Annotated in this window: 14 protein-coding genes and 2 tRNA genes; 3 read left to right on the forward strand and 13 right to left on the reverse strand. The window is 66.5% G+C overall.

Translation table 11 applies throughout. The features are described from left to right. Position 1: 1 nt before the first annotated feature. The 11 genes from C2U58_RS03890 to C2U58_RS03940 form a co-directional block, all read right to left on the reverse strand. Positions 2-1,291 carry an OmpA family protein gene (locus C2U58_RS03890; protein ID WP_102944621.1) on the reverse strand — a complete coding sequence of 430 codons (1,290 nt, stop codon included), beginning with the start codon at positions 1,289-1,291 and terminating at the stop codon, positions 2-4. An 89-nt stretch (positions 1,292-1,380) separates the two neighbouring features. Next, complete coding sequence (gene pgaD, locus C2U58_RS03895) at positions 1,381-1,854, reverse strand: poly-beta-1,6-N-acetyl-D-glucosamine biosynthesis protein PgaD (RefSeq protein WP_102944622.1); 474 nt, start codon at positions 1,852-1,854, stop codon at positions 1,381-1,383. Continuing rightward, a complete protein-coding gene (pgaC, locus tag C2U58_RS03900; RefSeq protein WP_102944623.1) occupies positions 1,851-3,098 on the reverse strand; it encodes a poly-beta-1,6-N-acetyl-D-glucosamine synthase in 1,248 nt (415 codons plus the stop codon). The genes pgaD and pgaC overlap by 4 nt, the downstream gene beginning before the upstream one ends. Before the next feature lie 7 nt (positions 3,099-3,105). Further along, positions 3,106-4,998 carry a poly-beta-1,6-N-acetyl-D-glucosamine N-deacetylase PgaB gene (gene pgaB, locus C2U58_RS03905; RefSeq protein WP_102945008.1) on the reverse strand — a complete coding sequence of 631 codons (1,893 nt, stop codon included), beginning with the start codon at positions 4,996-4,998 and terminating at the stop codon, positions 3,106-3,108. 10 nt (positions 4,999-5,008) lie between these two features. Continuing rightward, positions 5,009-7,045, reverse strand: a complete 2,037-nt coding sequence (gene pgaA, locus C2U58_RS03910; protein ID WP_102944624.1) for a poly-beta-1,6 N-acetyl-D-glucosamine export porin PgaA — start codon at positions 7,043-7,045, stop codon at positions 5,009-5,011. A 481-nt stretch (positions 7,046-7,526) separates the two neighbouring features. After that, complete coding sequence (locus C2U58_RS03915) at positions 7,527-8,738, reverse strand: MFS transporter (protein WP_172448066.1); 1,212 nt, start codon at positions 8,736-8,738, stop codon at positions 7,527-7,529. Between the two features lie 74 nt (positions 8,739-8,812). Next, positions 8,813-8,889, reverse strand: a tRNA-Pro gene (locus C2U58_RS03920). A 117-nt stretch (positions 8,890-9,006) separates the two neighbouring features. After that, positions 9,007-9,083 (reverse strand) — tRNA-Pro (locus C2U58_RS03925). A gap of 48 nt (positions 9,084-9,131) precedes the next feature. Continuing rightward, positions 9,132-9,248, reverse strand: a complete 117-nt coding sequence (gene cydX / locus C2U58_RS03930; protein WP_102944626.1) for a cytochrome bd-I oxidase subunit CydX — start codon at positions 9,246-9,248, stop codon at positions 9,132-9,134. 12 nt (positions 9,249-9,260) lie between these two features. Beyond that, entirely contained in the window at positions 9,261-10,415 is a 1,155-nt protein-coding gene (cydB, locus tag C2U58_RS03935; protein ID WP_102944627.1) for a cytochrome d ubiquinol oxidase subunit II, read from the reverse strand. Between the two features lie 15 nt (positions 10,416-10,430). Then, positions 10,431-12,017, reverse strand: coding sequence for a cytochrome ubiquinol oxidase subunit I (locus tag C2U58_RS03940; protein WP_102944628.1), 1,587 nt, complete (start codon positions 12,015-12,017; stop codon positions 10,431-10,433). Between the two features lie 226 nt (positions 12,018-12,243). Here C2U58_RS03940 and cydD point away from each other — a divergent pair, with 226 nt between their 5' ends. From cydD to C2U58_RS20015, 3 genes are all read left to right on the forward strand, one after another. Continuing rightward, on the forward strand, positions 12,244-13,974 hold the full coding sequence (gene cydD, locus C2U58_RS03945) for a thiol reductant ABC exporter subunit CydD (RefSeq protein ID WP_102944629.1): 1,731 nt from the start codon (positions 12,244-12,246) through the stop codon (positions 13,972-13,974). Further along, positions 13,971-15,647 carry a thiol reductant ABC exporter subunit CydC gene (gene cydC / locus C2U58_RS03950; protein ID WP_102944630.1) on the forward strand — a complete coding sequence of 559 codons (1,677 nt, stop codon included), beginning with the start codon at positions 13,971-13,973 and terminating at the stop codon, positions 15,645-15,647. Before cydD ends, cydC begins: the two co-directional genes overlap by 4 nt. A 268-nt stretch (positions 15,648-15,915) precedes the next feature. Continuing rightward, positions 15,916-16,245 carry a SymE family type I addiction module toxin gene (locus C2U58_RS20015; RefSeq protein ID WP_172448067.1) on the forward strand — a complete coding sequence of 110 codons (330 nt, stop codon included), beginning with the start codon at positions 15,916-15,918 and terminating at the stop codon, positions 16,243-16,245. A gap of 72 nt (positions 16,246-16,317) precedes the next feature. On the opposite strand, the gene C2U58_RS03960 is transcribed toward C2U58_RS20015, so the two are convergent. Then, positions 16,318-16,674, reverse strand: coding sequence for a response regulator (locus C2U58_RS03960; protein WP_102944632.1), 357 nt, complete (start codon positions 16,672-16,674; stop codon positions 16,318-16,320). A 1-nt stretch (position 16,675) separates the two neighbouring features. Continuing rightward, entirely contained in the window at positions 16,676-17,818 is a 1,143-nt protein-coding gene (locus C2U58_RS03965; RefSeq protein ID WP_102944633.1) for a PAS domain-containing sensor histidine kinase, read from the reverse strand. Positions 17,819-17,826 lie beyond the last annotated feature (8 nt).

Consider the following 17,826-nt stretch of genomic DNA (forward strand, 5'->3'; position numbering starts at 1 on the left):
TTCAGTACACCGTGTAGACGGTCCGACGGTTGGCGGCGCGGCCTGCTTCGGTGCTGTTGTCGGCGACTGGATTGCTTTCGCCGTGTCCGGTGGCCTTGAGCTGCCCCGCCGACACTCCGTTGGCCACCAGCGCCGCCACCACCGCCTTGGCGCGGCGTTCGCTGAGTGCCAGGTTTGCGGCGTCCGGGCCGTTGCTGTCGGTGTACCCGCCAACATCGATCTTCATGCCCGACGGCGCAGCCTTGATCGCCTTGGCGGCCCCCGCAACAACCGCCAGGCTGCTGGTGGAGATGGCGTCCGAATTGTTGGTGAAGGTGATCGACGTCTGGTTCAGCGCCTTGGTCAGGTCATTTGCCCCAAAGCCAGGCTGGAGTTCACCCAACGCCTCCAGGCCGGGTTGATACAGACCCGCGATTTCCACGTTGCTGAAGCGATTCTGGAACAGCTCACTGACCTGGGTGCGCACGTCGGTTGGCAGTTTGGAGGTATCCAGATCGAGCTTGTCGCCGTTGAACTTGAACGCGAGGCCATCGGCTTTCACTGCCGGCGCGGAGACGACCGCCTTGAGTGAGTCCATCCACGTCGCTGGCGCGAGATCGGGATTGACGGCGACATTGGCGGTGACGTTCTTCTGCCCGAACACCCCGGCGAGGGCGCCGATGGCACCGGCCTTTTCCGCAGTGGTGCTCACCGCACCACTCAGATCGACCTTGCCGCCGGTGTTCTTGAACGACAGCGAGGGCACGGTCACGGCGGGTGCCAGGCTCGCAGTGGGCGTCGCCACCGGCGGTGGCGTGAGCATGTTGCGCTTCTGCCAGCCGCAATACGCGAGGGCGAGAAGGGCGAGCAGCGGCAGCAGCCAGCGCCATAGGTGGAACGACTTCTTCCGGCGTGGGGCCGCGTTGATCAAGCCGGCGAAGCTGGCCGGCATGGTCGCGGGCATGGCGCCGCCGGAGGTGAGGGAGCGTACCAGCAGCGGCAGCGCGGATGCTGCATAAGTGGCCACCAGTCCCTGTTTGACCCCGGACTTCTGTCCCATCTCCTCCAGTGCCTCGTTGCCGATGACACTGCGGATCTGGCTGGCATCAATCGATCGCAGGGTGCCGTTGCCCGCCGTCCAGGATTTGGCGATGTCCCCCAACCCCGCGTTGTCGAACTTCTGCAGCAACCCTGAAACGCCGCCGGACTGTTTGAAGATGTAACCGGCCAGTACCTTGATGAACTGCTGCGCCCCCTCACCAAGGCCAGTGGCTTTGGCGATCTGCTGGACCACCGTATCGAACGTCGACATGTCGTATCCCCTCACAAATGAATGTGCGGGATGTCTCCGAAGCGGAGCGTACGCCTCGGCGGGGTCAGCGATGTGAAGGGTATTTCACATCACCCCAGCCGCTGTTCCGTCAACCCGATCGGGCGTGCGTGATCGTCCATGTGCAGGGTTACCGACTTGCCGGCAGACAACTGCTGCGCCAGCGCCGGGGTCGCACCCAGGTTGTGCGCGATCTTTTCCAGCGACACGTCCTGGCGCGGGTTGCGCCGGTCCTTGCCGGCAAAGCGCATGCGGTTGTACTCGGCCCAGGTGATCAGCAGCAGCGAGCAGCACACCAGCATCACCGGCAGCGCGATGACGATGAAGGGATCGACCTTCTGCTTGTACTCATACAGCTGCAGGAACGCCAACCGACCGCCCAGCAACCACGACAGTGCGGTGATCAGTGGCGCCCACAGGTAGAAGTAGAAACCCCAGAAGGCAATGGTGACGAACCCCCACGCCGTGCGCTGCAACCTGGGCTGCTGGCGCGTCTTGCGGATCAGGCGGGAGTCGTAGCGGCGGTTCGGCTTGGCGGCGTTCATCGGATACCCCGGTCAGGACTGACCCAGATCGCCCGCTTGCCGCGACGCTTCAACAGCGTCTTGGGCAGGGCCACCAGGGTCGTGAACAGGCTGATGAGCCAGTACGCCATCGGGTACCAGATCACCCAGAAGTAGTTACGGCCAATATGCGTTTCATAACGACGGTCGATGATCAGGCTGCTGGCGAACTGCAGCAGGCAGACCAGCGCCAGGATCACGCCATGCCACTGCGGCAGCAGCGTGTCGATGTACAGCTCCTGCGGCAACGGCATGAACTTGCCGAGCGCCCACAGCACGATGATGGTCAGCATGGTGTAGGCCCACAGCACGCTGAACACATACTCCAGCAACACCCCCCACATCCGCCGCTTGCGCCAGTCGAACAGCGAGCGACCATGCCGCAGCAGCACTTCCACGCCGCCCTGGGCCCAGCGCAGGCGCTGCCGCCACAGCCCCTTGAGCGTTTCCGGCATCAGGATGAAGCACAGTGCATTGGGTTCGTAGCGGATGTCCCAATGGTCCAGCTGCAGCCGCCAGCTGATGTCGATGTCTTCGGTGATCATGTCATCGGACCAGTAGCCGATGCGGTGCAGCGCGGTGCGGCGGAAGCCGGCGATCACCCCGGAAATGGTGAAGATGCGGCCGTACACGCGCTGCGCGCGCTTGATCATGCCGATGATCGAGGAGAACTCGGCCACCTGCAGCCGACCCAGCAGGGTGGAGCGGTTGCGGATGCGCGGGTTGCCGGTCACCGCGCCCACGCGCGGGCCCGAGGTCAGGTGCCAGACCATCCAGTGCGTGGCGTGCTCTTCCAGCATCGCGTCGCCGTCGATGCAGATCAGGTACTCCGAACGGGCGGCGAGGGCGCCCATGCGCAGTGCATTGGCCTTGCCGAGGTTGCGGTCCAGGTGCACCACGCGCAGGCGCGGGTGCTGCGCGGCCATCGCGTCCAGCCGGGCGCCGGTGTCGTCGCGGCTGCCATCGTTGATGGCGATCACTTCGAAGTCCGGGTAGTTCTGCGCCAGCGCCGCGCCCAGCGTGTCGGCCAGGTTGTCCGCTTCGTTGTGGCACGGAATCAGGATCGAGGCGAACGGGTACTCCTGCATCGGCGGCGGGTCGTCGCGCAGGCGCGCCTTGCGCTCGCGCCGGAAGAAGTAATACAGCCCGCCGGACATCCAGAAGAACGCCATCACCATCGGGTAGAAGAAGGCGAACTGGAACAGTGCGTAAAGGAACGGATGCATGGCGGCCTCACTTTTCCTCGTACGGGAATGTGCGCGCCGACATCGCGGCGCGCGCGTCCTGGGTGGAAGGCCGGCCGGCAATGAAGTCGTCCGGGTACCAGGCGAAATGGCGCACGCCCTGCGCCTGCAGGCGACGGATCTGCGCACGCAGGCGGTCGCCGGGAATCGGCTTCTGCGTGCGCCAGTCCACCGTCTGCAGCTCGAACATCGTCTGCGACAGCTGCGGGTCGTGCGCGCGCACGGCCACCACCAGCCGGTCCAGCCACTTCTCCGGGTTGCGGCTGCCTTCCATCCACGGCATCGCCATCAGCGCGGTGTGGTCATAGGCCTTGTTGAACAGGTCCAGGCGCTGCGCGAACCAGCTCGCGCTCTGCGGCTGCAGCACCGGCTGCGCGTAGAGGTTGCGCACCGTGGCCAGCTTCGGGCGCCAGCGCTGCGCGGCGTTGCGCAGCTCCAGGGTGAAGTCGATCAGCGCCTGGGTGCGCGCGCCGTCGCTGCCTTCCTGCGGCAGGTTGGCCAGCTCGGTGTCGCGCAGGTAGGCGTCGTCGTGGAACAGCAGGCCCTCGAAGTACGAGTTGATCGCCAGGTCTTCGTAGATGTCGTCGATGATGTGACGCACCTTGGGGTTGGTGAAGTCCAGGCGGAAGATGCCGTCGCTTTCGGGGCTCTCGATCGCCAGCGCGCTGCGGATCTTCGGGTCCTTGAGCTCGAAGCCGAGCACCGGCAGCCAGGCAAACACCTTTACCCCGGCGCGGGTCTTGAGCTGCCAGGCCACGCGGTTGAACAGGTCCGCGCGCATCGGCAGGTGCCGGTTCGGGAAGTACAGCGCGTCGGCCGAGCCATTGCCGTCCGGGTCGGCGAAGGCCTGCAGGAACACATGGGTGGGGCCGATCTTCTTGACCCGGTCGATCAGCGCGTCCAGGTTTTTGGCCTGCTGTACTGGATCGGTGTCATACACCGCGTCCAGGTCGATCTGCAACGCGCGCATGCCGTCGCGTTCCACGTCGCGGCGCAGCTCATAGGCCAGCTGGGTCACCGCCGGGTTGCCGGTCACCAGCAGGCGGGCGAGCCCGTGCAGGTCGCGCGTCACCGGGGTGCTGCGGCCTTCCAGGTCGAACGACACCGGCATGCCCAGGTCTTCGGCAATGCGGTTGCTCATCGCGTTGTAGGCCGCGTACGGCCATACGATCGCCTTCGGGCTAACGCCGACGTTGTCCTGGATGCGCTTCACGCTCAGCGCCAGGTCCGCACGCAGGCGCGCCTGGTACTGCGCCTCGGTTTCGTACTGCTGCGTGGCCGGATCGTAGGCACGGGTGATCACCGCCGGGGTCGAATTGCCCTGCGGGTTGGACTGCACGCCGTGGTGCAGGTTGTCGGTGTGGCTGGCCAGTTCGACCAGCCCGCTGCGCTGCATTTCGCGGATCTGGTCCCAGGTCAGGAAGTCGTCGTGGGTGAACGGACGGTAGCCGTAGTCCACCTTGCGCTCGGCCGGCAGGTCCACGTAGTCGGTGATCACCGCCACCAGCGCCGGGTAGTTGTAGGCGCGCAGCAGCGGGAACACCTTGCTGTACACGCTGCGCAGGCCGTCATCGAAGGTCAGCAGCACCGGCTTGGGCGGCAGCGGCGCGCCGCCCTGCGAGGCGGCGATCAGCTGCGACAGCGACACCGGGTGGTAGCCGTGCGCCGAGAGCCAGTCCAGGTGCGCGGCAAAGTTCTGCGTGCTCACCGCATATGCATCCGGGTCGCCCTTGGTGGCCACGTCGTCGCGGATGTCGTGGTAGCTCAGCACCAGCAGGCCGTTGTCGGCCGCGTCCGGTTCCGGCGGTGCGACCGCCACGGCATTGCCGCACACGGCGAGCAGGGCCAGCAGCAGCCAGGTGGTGAAGCGCTTCAAATCCATGTGTCGCATCTCATTGTCCCCAGCGCAGGCCGGCATCAAGGCCGATATGGCGTTCGCGGTTGCCGTCGTAGACCGGTCGCGACCAGCTGATTCCGTATTCGAAGATCCGGCCATCGGCCAGCTGCCACTCGTGGCGGTATTCGGCCGAAGGCACCAGCGCACTGCCGAAGCCCTGCTGCCAGTAGTTGCCGAGCGACACCGTCAGGCGGTGGCGGAAGTGGCGTTCGTAGTGGCGCCACAGTTGCTGGTCCACGCGCAGGCCGATCTCCGCCGAACGGTCTTCGCTCGGGTTGAAGTAGGGCACGTCGTCGCGGCTGCCACGGCTGGCGTACAGGGTGCCCAGGCCGTCCAGCAGCAGGGTGGGGCGGGTCAGCAGGCGCTGCTCGATACCGGTGGTGAAGGTGTCGCGGCGGTTGCCGTCGTCGTAGCGGAACTGGCTGAGCCCGGCGCTCCAGTGGGTCAGCTCGTTGCGCCGGTAGTCCACCGCCAGCGCCACGCTGTCGGCGGTGATCCCCGACACGCGCGCCTGCAGCGAGGCATCGGCTGCATTGCGCGCGGCGGTGACCCCGGCATGCCAGGTGTCGCTGAACTGCCAGCCGAAGCCCGCGCTCAGCCCGGTCTCGCCGACATCGTCATTGGCGCGGTAAACGAACGCTTCGGCATCGGCACGGCCGAAGCGGTAGCGGGTACCCAGGCCCACCCACAGCGGGCGGATGGTCTGCTCCTGGAAGTCCACGCTGCGGCGGTCGGCAAAGCCGACCACGCGCCAGCGGTCGTCGATCACCGGCGACTGCACTTCCACGCCATAGCGGCCGTCGTCGTTGCCCAGCGGCGAGGTACCGCCGCCGCCTTCGCTGCGGCCGCCCTCGGCATAGGCATGCAGCTGCCAGCCACGGTGCGCGTTCCAGCTGCGGTCCATGCGCTGCACCGACGGCTGGTTCGGGTAGCGTTCCAGCAGGGTGTCGTGGATCGGCCGGGCCAAGTCGTCGCGCTGCAGTTGCACATAGGCGTCGTACTGGCCCAGGCGCGCCGAGACGTCGCGCGGGTCCAGCGTGTTGGCCATGCTGTAGCGCTCCAGCGCCTTCCGCGGCCAGCCACGCATCATGTAGATGTTGCCCAGCGAGGACTGGGTGCCGCCGTTGGCCGGGGCGATCGCCACCATGTGTTCCAGCTCGCGCTGCGCGGTGGGCAGGTCGCCGCTGTAGGCGCGGATCATCGCCAGGTTGAGGTCGGCCTCGTAACGCGGCCAGTTCGCATACGGTGCGCGGGCTCCGTTGGCCCAGCGCCATGCCGGTTCCTGCTTCTGCCACTGGGTCAGCACGCCAATGGCCGTATCGGCCTCCTCGCTTTCCAGGTGCGCGTAGGCCAGCTCCGAATGCACTTCGGAACGGCCGGGGTCGGCCTTGAGCGCGGCTTCCAGGACCGGGATCGCTTCATCCGGATGCTGGCTGGCCATCAGCGAATCGCCGACCGGGGCCATCAGGTAGGCCGGCACCTCGTGGCCTTCGGCCAGCAGTTGCCGGTACTCGGAGCGCACCTGCTCGTGCCGGCCCAGGCGGTTGAGCAGGATCAGGCGGTCGTAGCGGATGCGCAGCGGCGCGGTCTGCACGGTCTGGCCGTCGCGCTGCAGGATGCGTTCCATCTCCGCCAAGGCGTTCTCGGCTTCGTCCAGGCGGGTGTCTTCGCTGGCGCCATAGGCCAGGCTCCAGCCGACCCGCTTGGCCAGGTTGTTGGCTTCGAAGCGCTGCTTCTGGGCGTCGTCGAACAGCTCCGGGCGCGCCTGGTACAGCTGCCACGCACGGTGCGCGTTGCCGATGTCCGACAGGGTCAGCACCTGCAGGCGGTACAGCAGGTCGTCATTGGGCACGTCCACCTGGGCGCGTTCGATCGCGGCCAGCGCGTCCAGCCAGCGGGCCTGGTCGCGGTAGGTGCTGATTTCAGCCAGATGGTCCGCTCGCGAGGTGGCGGCAAAAGCGGCCGGAACCGTCAAGCAAAGCGTGGCGCATGCCAGGCTGACGCAGAGCGCCAGCGGCCTGTGGTTGTACATGGAACCCCCGGGAGCATCCCTTCAAAAATGTCTGTTTGTGCGCAAAACGTGACGCACATCACATGCCAATGGTGCCCGAAGGGCGGTTTGTTGACAAATTGTTAAGACGCACGATGGCCTCCGCAGCTGTGGAAACAGGCGCGATCAATACTTCAACTTATTGATTTCAAAGACCATCCGGCCGCCGCCACGGCGATGTTCCGGGGGTCTGTACACCCTGAAACGGTTCATGGAACCCAGGCGCGGGATGCGAGCGGGAACCACTTCCAACGACCCGATCTGGTTACAGGTCATTTTCCGACACGCTACGTCACAAGATGCGCACGGTGTGTGACGCAGGTGCGAAATTTGGTGCGTGGGGGCCGGCGAAAAGCAGCCACGCAGGGCGTGGCTCTACCGGGGAAGGTTGGTCGCCCGATATGTCGCATTCGGCCAGCGGTTCGGCGGTAGAGCCACGCCCTGCGTGGCTACGCGGTGCCTGTTACCACACATCCTCAAGCTTCTGCGGCTTGCAGGCCACCCAGGATGCGCTGATCAACACCAGCGCGCACACCAGCAGGAATCCGAACGGCAGGTACCACGCACCGCTGATCGCATGCAGCCAACCAAACAGGAACGGCCCCAGGCAGCTGAAGGCATACCCGACCCCCTGCATGAACCCCGAAAGCGCCGCCGACCCGGCCGGCGTACGGGTGCGCAGGTTGATCAGCGTCAGCGCCAGCGGGAACGTGGAAGGCCCAATCCCCAGGAGCACCGCCCACAACCACGGCGCCTTCATCGGCGCGAACAACAGCCCGGCGAACGCAATCAAAAACGCGCTGAAACCGACAACCACCAGCGGGAACGGATTACGCAGGCGCACTGCCAGCGCCGGCATCGTCAACGACGGCACCAGCCCCAGCGCGGCGAAGATCGCCACCATCACCCCGCCGAATGCCGGCGTGGCCCCGGCTTCCACCACGATGCGCGGCAGCCAGGTGAACATCGAATAGGTCATCAGCGAGGTCATGCCGAACATCAGCGCCATGCCCCAGGCCAGCGGCGTGCGCCACACCTTGCCGTGCGGCTGCGCGGCCGGGTCGGCGGCGGTGTCCAGCGGGTCCGGGTGCGGGCGGCGTCGCGCCAGCGCGATCCAGGGCAGGGCGGCGGCCACCGCCAGGATCGCCCAGATCCCCAGCGACACGCGCCAGCCGGCCTGTTCGGCCAGCGGCACCGCCAGCAGCGCCGGCACCATCGTGCCCAGCTGCAGCACTGTTATATAAAGCGTGCTTACCGTGCCCACGCGGTTGGCGAAGTAGCGCTTCACCAGCGGCGGCACCACCACGTTGCCGATGCCCATGCCGGCCAGCGCCACCACCGAACCGAACAGCAGGCTGCCCACGCCGCCGGCCATCGAACGCAGCAGCAGGCCCACCGCCGCCAGCACCATGGCCAGCAGCGCGGTGCGCTCCAGCCCGAGGCGGCGCGCCACCATCGGCGTGGTCACCCCGAACAGCGCGAACGACGCAGTCGGCAGCATGCCCAGCACGCCGGTCATGGTGGTACCGAAGCCGAAGGTCTGGCCCAGCTGGTCCAGCAGCGGCGTGACCGAGGTCACCGCCGTCCGCAGGTTGAGCGCGGCCAGCAGGATGGCGGAGAACGCCAGTACGCGGCCGCGAAGCAGGGAGGTGGAATCGGCAGAGCTGGGAGACATGGGGGCCTCTGGAATGAAAATACAAAAAAGCCCGGAGGACATGTGTCTTCCAGGCTTCAATGTGACCACTTGTATGGTCGGGGAGACAGGATTCGAACCTGCGACCTCTACGTCCCGAACGTAGCGCTCTACCAGACTGAGCTACACCCCGTAAGGAGCCGCCTATTGTATCGATCCCACCCTTCGGCGGCAAGGGGGACCGTTGTTCACCTTCGGGGACAAAAAAGCCTGGAAATGAAGATTCCAGGCTTCAATGCGACCACCGGAGTGGTCGGGGAGACAGGATTCGAACCTGCGACCTCTACGTCCCGAACGTAGCGCTCTACCAGACTGAGCTACACCCCGAAGGAGCCGACAAGGATACGGTGTGAAGAGAGTATCGGCAACCTTTTTTTAGTGTCCGGCGTTACGGTCTGCGAGCGTCTGTTCGCGCGCCTCGAACCACATGCCGTTGAGGATGGCCGCGGCAGAAGCCAGGCCGGTGCCGAGAATCCAGGCGAAATACCACATGGTTGTCTCCTATCAATATGCGTTGGGGTTGTCGGCCATGTCTTCCGACGTGGTCTTGCCGCGCATCACCCGGTACACCCAGCTGGTGTAGGCCAGGATGATCGGCAGGAAGATCACCGTCGCCACCAGCATGATGAACAGCGTGAGCTGGCTGGACGAGGCGTCCCACACGGTCAGGCTGCCGCTGGGCTGGCTGGAAGAGGGCAGCAGGAACGGGAAGATCGCAAAGCCCACGGTGAGGATGATGCCGGCGATCGACGCGCCCGAGGCGAGGAATGCCGCCATGCCACGTCGTGCCCGCAGCAGTACGAAGCTGGCCAGTGCACCGGCCAGGCCGACCAGCGGGAACACCAGCGTCAGCGGCATGCTGCTGTAGTTGCGCAGCCAGCCACCGGCAGCAGCACCCACCGCAGCGGTCTTCAGCAGCGGATTGGTCGGGCCGTCGGTGACCACCTGCGAGGTGATCTCATAGCCCGGCAGGCCGAACGCCACCCACGCACCACCGGCAGCAAACAGCACGAAGCTCACCAGCGCGGCAATGCTGCCGTAACGCGCCGAGCGCTCGGCCACCGGGCCGTCGGTCTTCAACACCAGCATCGCAGCACCGTGCGACACCATCATCGCCACGCCGACCAGGCCGGCCAGCAGTGCGAACGGGGTGAGCAGGCCGAAGAACGAGCCGGTGTAGAAGATGCGCATGCTGTCGTCGAAGTGGTACGGCACGCCCAGCAGCACGTTGCCCACCGCCACGCTGGCAATCAACGCCGGCAGCAGCCCACCCACGAACAGCACCCAGTCCCACGTATTCCGCCAGCGCGCACTCGGCATCTTGCTGCGGTACTTGAAACCGACCGGGCGCAGGATCAGCCCGAACAGCATTGCGAAGATCGCCAGGTAGAAGCCGGAGAAGCTCACCGCATACAGCGGCGGCCACGCGGCGAAGATCGCACCGCCACCCAGCACCAGCCACACCTGGTTGCCTTCCCACACCGGGCCCACGGTGTTGATCACCAACCGGCGTTCGTCATCGGTCTTCGCCACGAACGGGAGCAGGGTGCCCACGCCCAGGTCGAAACCGTCCATCACCGCCCAGCCGACCAGCAGGATGCCCAGCAGCAGCCACCAGATCACGCGCAGGGTGGTGTAATCGAGTCCAAGAATGTCCATGTGGTTTCTCCTGCCTTATGCCTGACCGGGAGCCGGGGCGGCAGTGTGGGGAAGCGGCTTTCGCGAGGGCTGCAGCGACGGAAGGATGTCGGCCGGCCCGGTGCGGATCGCCTTGAGCATCAGCTTGACCTCGATGATCAGCAGCACCGTGTACAGCGCGGTGAACACCGCCAGCGTGGTCAGGATTTCATGCAGGGCCAGGCCCGAGGCTGCGTAGAAGGTGGGCAGCACGCCGTCCACCGCCCACGGCTGGCGGCCGTACTCCGCGACGAACCAGCCGCATTCGATCGCGATCCACGGCGCCGGCATCGACCACACCGCCAGGCGCAGGAACCAGCGCTTGTCCTGGAAGTTGTTGCGGCAGGAGAAGTAGAAGGCCACCGCGAAGAACGCGATCAGGTAGAAGCCCAGCCCGGCCATGATCCGGAAGGTCCAGAACAGCGGCGCCACGCGCGGCACGGTATCCATCGCCGCCTGGGAAATTTCCTCGGGCGTGGCATTGAGGATGTCGTCGCGGTAGCGCTTCAGCAGCAGGCCGTGGCCCAGGTCCTGCCAGTGGCGGTCGAACATCTCGCGTGCTTCCACGTCGTTCTTGTCCTTGCGCACGCGTTCCAGCGCACCGTAGGCCAGCTGCCCACCTTTGATGCGGTGCTCGGCGCGATCCACCAGTTCCAGGATGCCCGGGATCGGCTGGTTGAACGAACGCGTGGCGATCAGGCCCATCAGGTACGGAATCCGGATCGCGAAGTCGTTCTGCTGGGTCTGCTGGTTCGGAATGCCGAACGCGGTGAAGTCGGCCGGCGCGCGCTCGGTTTCCCACATCGCTTCAATGGCGGCGAGCTTCATCTTCTGGTGCTCGCTGGCGGCATAGCCGCTCTCATCGCCCAGCACCACCACCGACAGCGACGACAGCAGGCCGAACGCAGCCGCCACCGCGAACGAACGCCGCGCCATGTCCTGGTGCTTGTTGCGCAGCAGGTAGAACGCGCTGATGCCCATCACGAAGATCGCGCCGGTCACGTAGCCCGCGCTAACCGTGTGCACGAACTTGGCCTGCGCCACCGGGTTGAACAGCACCGCGGCGAAGTCCACCACCTCCATGCGCATGGTGTCCGGGTTGAACACCGCACCGGTGGGGTTCTGCATCCAGCCGTTGGCGATCAGGATCCACACCGCCGACAGATTGGTGCCCAGCGCCATGAACCAGGTCACCGCCAGGTGCTTGACCGGGCTCAGCCGCTTCCAGCCGAAGAAGAACAGGCCGATCAGGGTGGCTTCCAGGAAGAACGCCATCAGCCCTTCAATGGCCAGCGGTGCACCGAAGATGTCGCCCACGTAGTGGCTGTAGTACGACCAGTTCATGCCGAACTGGAATTCCATCACCAGGCCGGTGGCCACGCCGATGGCGAAATTGATCCCGAACAGCGTGCCCCAGAACAAGGTCATCTGCCGCCAGACCTGTTTGCGGGTCATCACGTACACGCTTTCCATGATGGCCACCAGGAACGAGAGGCCAAGCGTGAGGGGGACGAAAAGGAAGTGGTACATCGCGGTCAAAGCGAACTGCAGCCGCGACAGTTCTACGACTGTCGAATCGATCATGGCCTGGCTACCTCGTGGGGTTCTGCCGTTTCAGGTGGCGGGAAGGGGGGTCTACGGGATGAATTCTGTGACCTGCAACTTCAAACAGCCTTGATTCAGATCAATGTAGGTGGCGGTGATGGGAGGCATCGTACGACCTCCCCCTGCGACCGTGCGCCGCACCGGAAGGGTACGTCGGCAGCCATTACAATGTCAGGCATCTCTTCTGTGGCGCCAGTGAATCCTCTTGAGCCAGCCCCCGGACGTGCCTGCCGTTGAAACCCCCGACCTGCGTCGCCAGCGCCTGCGCTGGCTGGACCGCCTCGCCGTTGGCGCACGTGGTCGCCAGCGCCTGGCCGCGCTGTCCATCTGCACGTCGGGCGCCCTGCTGATCGGGCAGGCGGCCGCCATTGCCTGGCTCATCCAGACCGTGCTGGTGGCCCGCCGCCCGCTGGCCGAGGCCACCGGGGTGCTGCTGGCACTCATGCTAATACTGATCGTGCGCGCGTTGCTCAGTAGTTTTACCCAAGCCGCCGCAGGCGATGTGGCCGACACCGCGCGGCTGGCCCTGCGCGAACGGGTCTACCGCCGCCTGCTCGGGCGGGGCCCGTTGTGGCTGCGCCAGCAGCGCAGCGGCGAACTCGGCGAACTGATGCTGGCCCATGCCGATGCGGTGGAGAGTTATTACGCCGGCTACCAGCCGGTGCGCATCGAAGTAGTGGTGGTGCCGCTACTGATCCTGGTGGCGGTGGCCTGGGTGGACTGGGTAGTGGCGCTGATCCTCCTGTTCACCGCGCCGCTGGTGCCGTTCTTCATGATGCTGGTTGGCTGGGGCGCGGAAGCGGCCGGCCGCGCCCAGCTCGGCGAACTGGCGCGCATGAGCGGGCATTTCGCCGACCGCATCAAGGGCCTGGGCCTGCTGCGCCTGTACGGGCGGGGCGAGGCCGAGCTGGAAGGCGTCGCGGCTGCGGCCGAAGGCGTGCGCGAGCGGACGATGAAGGTGCTGCGCATCGCCTTCCTGTCGTCCACAGTGCTGGAGTTCTTCGCTTCGGTCAGCGTGGCCATGGTCGCCCTGTACCTGGGCCTGAGCTATCTGGGGCTGATGTCGCTGCATGCGGCGGTGCCCACGCTGGGCGCCGGCATGTTCTGCCTGCTGCTGGCGCCGGAGTTCTATGCGCCGCTGCGCCGCCTGGCGGCGCATTACCACGACCGCGCCAATGCGCTTGCGGCGGCGGCCGAGGTGGAGCGCCTGCTGGGCGAGCTGCCGGAGCAGGGGGACGCGGCCGATGTGTTTTCCCAACCGGTACGCGCGCCCGAGCTGCTGGAACAGCATGCGCCGCCAGTGGTGGTGCGGGATCTGGTCCTGCGCCCGCTGGGCGCCGATCACGACGTGGTGCAGCAGCTCTCATTCCAGATTGAAGCGGGCCAGCGCCTGGCCCTCGTTGGCCCCAGTGGCAGCGGCAAGAGCACGCTGCTGGAAGCATTGGCCGGCTGGTTGCCGCCGCGTTCGGGCAGCATCGTGCTGCGGCCCGGGCTGGAGGTCGGCTACGCCGGACAGCGCCCGTATCTGTTCCACGGCAGCATCGCCGACAACCTGCGCCTGGCCGATCCCGGCGTAAGCGATGCGCGCCTGCGTGCGGTGGCCGAAGCGGCGCAGGTGATGCGCTTTGCCGCGCACCTGCCACAGGGCCTGGACACGGTGATCGGCGAGCGCGGGTTCGGACTGTCCGGGGGCGAAGCACGCCGTATCGGCCTGGCCCGCCTGCTGCTGCGCGACCCGCAGCTGTTGCTGCTGGACGAGCCGACCGCCTTCCTTGATCCGGACACCGAGGCGGCGCTGCTGCAGACCTTGGCCGCGTTCGCGCGCGACCGCGCAGTGGTGATCGCCACCCACAGCGAGACCGCGATGCGCTGGGCCGACACGCGGCTAGTGCTGACCGCCGCCGGCCGCGCACAGGTCACCGAGGAGCCGGCATGAACGACGTGCGCCACGATTCCCTGAAACAGGTGTTCACCCGCCATCGTGGTCGCCTGCTGCTGACCGTGCTGCTGCTGTGGACCACCATGCTGGCGGGCACCGCGCTGCTGGGCCTGTCCGGCGGCTTCCTCACTGCCGCCGCACTGGCCGGTGCGGCCGGGCTGGGCAGCGGTTTCAATTTCTTCTCGCCCTCGGCCGGCATCCGCGGCCTGACCATGGCGCGCATCGTCTCGCGCTACTTTGAAAAGCTGGTCGGCCACGACGTCACCCTGCGCATCGCGCGCGACCTGCGCGTGTGGTTCTTCCGTCGCGCGCTGCCGCTGGCGCCGGCGCGGTTGGCGGGGGTGCGCACGGGTGAGCTGCTGGCCCGGTTGATGTCGGACATCGGCGAGGTGGATGGCCTGCTGGTGCGCGCCATCGGGCCGCTGCTGGCGCTAGGCGGGGTGTCGCTGGTGGCGGTGCTCTCGTCGTGGGTGATCTACCCGCCCGCCGCGCTGCTGCTGGCTGTGCTCGCATTGGTGATCGGCCTGGGTGTGCCGTGGCTCACGGTGCGGGGCGCCGGTGCCCATGAGCGCGACCGCGCGCTGCACCGCGCGCAGCTGCGGGCGCAGTCGTTCGAAGGGCTGGAAGGCGCGGCGGACCTGACCGCGCTGCACGCCCGTGAAGACTGGAACCTGCGCGTGCTGGTGGCCGCCAAGCAGCTGCGCTCGCGCGACCGTCGCCGCCGGTGGCGGCTGGTGGCTGGCAATGCGCTGCATGGCGTATGCGCCGGAGTCGGCCTGGTCGGCATGCTGTGGGTGGCGCTGCATGGATTCGAACGTGGCGCGATCGATGCGGCGCTGGCGGCGGCGCTGGTGTTCCTCACTGTCGCCCTGATCGAACTGTGGGCCGGCATCGGGTTGGCGTGGCAGTCCTGGTTGTCCGGGCGCGTCGCCGCCGCACGGCTGGAGGCCATTGTCGACCAGCCTGCGGGCGTGGCCGACGCCGAGGTGCCGGTGGCGGTTCCAGCGCAGCCGGCAACGTTGACGTTCGAACGCGTCAGCTTCCGCTGGCCGGGGCAGGCGCGCGCGCTGCTGGATGGCGTGGAGCTGCGGCTCGAACCGGGCGAACGCATGGCCATTCGCGGTGACAGCGGCAGCGGTAAGACCACGTTGTCGTCGCTGCTGCTGCGCCTGTGGGACCCGGACGCCGGGCGCGTGCTGTACGGCGGGCAGGACATCCGCAGCCTGGCGCAGGCCGACTGGCACCGGCAGATTGCATGGTTGCCGCAGAACGCGCCGGTGTTCGCAGGCAGCATTGCCGACAACCTGCGGCTGGGTGACGCGCAGGCCAGCGACGAACAGCTGTGGCAGGTGCTGGCGGACGTGCGTCTGCAGGCCTGGGCCGAACGGCTGGGCGGCCTGCAGGCCTGGCTGGGCGAGAACGGCGCCACCATGTCGGCCGGTCAGGCACGGCGGCTGGCACTGGCGCGCGCGTTGTTGCGCGGGTCACCGATCCTGTTGCTGGACGAACCCACCGAAGGGTTGGACGTGGATACAGCGCATGCGTTGCTGCGGGACATGGTGGCGGCGTTGGGGGGCCGCAGCCTGGTGATGATCACGCATGACGAGCTGCCGGAAGGGATCGTGCATCGGAGTTATCGGTTGCATGAGGGTGTGTTGCGCGGCGCGTGATGTGCCGATTGCGACGCACCATAGACCACGCCCATCAAAGCTTCCGAATCGAAAGAAACAATCAACTTCCACTCCCTGCCACAATTCTGCATGTTGTGTCCTGGAGCCTGAGAAACTCCTTGGTGATAAGCACGTTGGACGTTCCATGTCGGGAGGGTGGCGAAATACAACACCCTTGCGGAAATACGTCGCGCCGTACACCGAACGGTTTCTCAGTCTCCCGACTCCCTCACCATCCGGTGAGGGAGACTTCCATCGGAGGTCCAACATGCAAACCACATTGCCTGAAGTCGAATCCACTGAACCGCCGCGTCGCAAGTACTACATCCGCCAACCTGACACCCTCCGCGTGGAGCCCTTCGGCTACCCGGGCAGCCGGGAAGACCTCGGCGAAGACCCCATTCCCTGCGTCAAGGTACGCGGCATGTGGCTCTCCGCCGCAGGCCTGGACATAGGCGCGCGCCTGAAGGTCCACGTCAAACGCGGCTGCGTCATGCTCACCCTGCTGGAGCCGCCGAAGCCGGACGTTCCCAAGGTCCGCAAAATGGGCCGCCTGCAGCTCGCACGTCTCGAACGCGAGCGCCTGCAGGCCTCCTGAGGGCGAGATTGCGCCGCGCTTGGCCCGGCCAGCACGCAGCGTAGCGCCGGGCTCTGCCCGGCCGCTCTCCGCTCAGGCCAACTTCCTGTGGATGAACTCCACGAGGTTGCCCAGCCGGTAGGGTTTGGAGACGTACTCCACCGACGGCGGAATGGGCGGCAACTGCGAGCGCTGCAGGCCTGACAGCACCAGCACGCGGGCATGGGGCTGCAGGGCAGTCGCTTCAGCAGCGACCTGCAAGCCCGAGATATCCCCGGGCATGCTGACATCGGTCAACACCACCGCGTATCGGGTCGGCCCGCGCAGCTCGGCGAGCGCTTCGTGCCCGTCACTGGCAGTGGTGACTGCGAAACCGTGCAGCGACAACGCTTCGGCCATGATCGTGCGCAGGTCTTCTTCGTCATCCACGAACAGCAGATTGATCGCCATGTCATCCCCCGTGCACCGGGAAGCAGAGTGCGACCCGGGTGCCTTGCCCGGGCACGCTGCTCAACTGCGGAAACCCACCGGACTGCGTGGTGAACCCGAACACATGGCTCAGGCCCAGCCCGCTGCCGCGCCCCACCGCCTTGGTGGTGAAGAACGGCTCGAACACCCGCGCCTGGTCGGCCAGCGCAATGCCTTCGCCATCGTCCTCCACGCTCAGGCAGACATGCGGGACCGCTGCCTGGGAGTCGGACGCCGGGTCATGCGTCTTTCTGGCACTCGCGGTAATGGTGATGGTGCCGCCATTGGGCATCGCGTCGCGGCTGTTGCAGACCAGGTTGAGCACCGCTGCCTCCAGCTGCGCCTTGTCGACCGACACCTGCGGCAGGGTGTCCTGCAGCGCGAAGACGACCTTGATCCGGTCGCCCGCTGAGCGCTGCAGCAGTTCCTGGCACTCGCGCACCGCATCGGCAAGGTTCACTGGCTCCGGCGACAGTGTCTGCCCGCGTCCGAAGGTCAGCAGTTGCCGCGAGAGCAGCGCGCCGCGCTCGGCGGCCCGCATCGCGGTTTCAATAAGTTTGGCCACTGCGCCGTCCTTGACCCGGGAGCCAATCAGGTCCAGGCAGTTGACGATGATCGTCAACAGGTTGTTGAAGTCGTGCGCCAGCCCGAGCGTGAGCTTGCCAATCGCCTCCATCTTCTGTGCCTGCAGCAGGTTGGCCTGCAGTTTCTGGAAGCGTTCCTGCGCCTTGTGTCGCTCGGTGATGTCCCGGGTCACTTTCGCGAAGCCAATCAGCTCGCCGTCGTCCCAGATCGGGTCGATCACCACGCTGGCCAGGAAGCGCGAGCCGTCCTGGCGCAGCCGCCAGCCTTCCTCGATGCATCGCCCCTCGACCGCGGCGGTGTGCAGGTTGCGCTGCGGAACGCCGGCTGCGGCTTCTTCAGGCAGGTAGAAGCGGGAAAAGTTGGTGCCGATCACCTCGTCGGCCCGGTAGCCCTTGATGCGCTGACCACCGGGGTTCCAGGTGCGGATCATCCCACGCGTGTCCAGCATGTAGATGGCGTAGTCGGTGACGGAGTTGACCAGGAGTGCGAACTGCCGGGACTCGTCATTCAGGGCGGCTTTGGGGCACGACGGCTGGCTCACGCGAATCC

The organism is Stenotrophomonas sp. VV52 (assembly GCF_002893095.1).
GTDB lineage: Bacteria > Pseudomonadota > Gammaproteobacteria > Xanthomonadales > Xanthomonadaceae > Stenotrophomonas > Stenotrophomonas aracearum.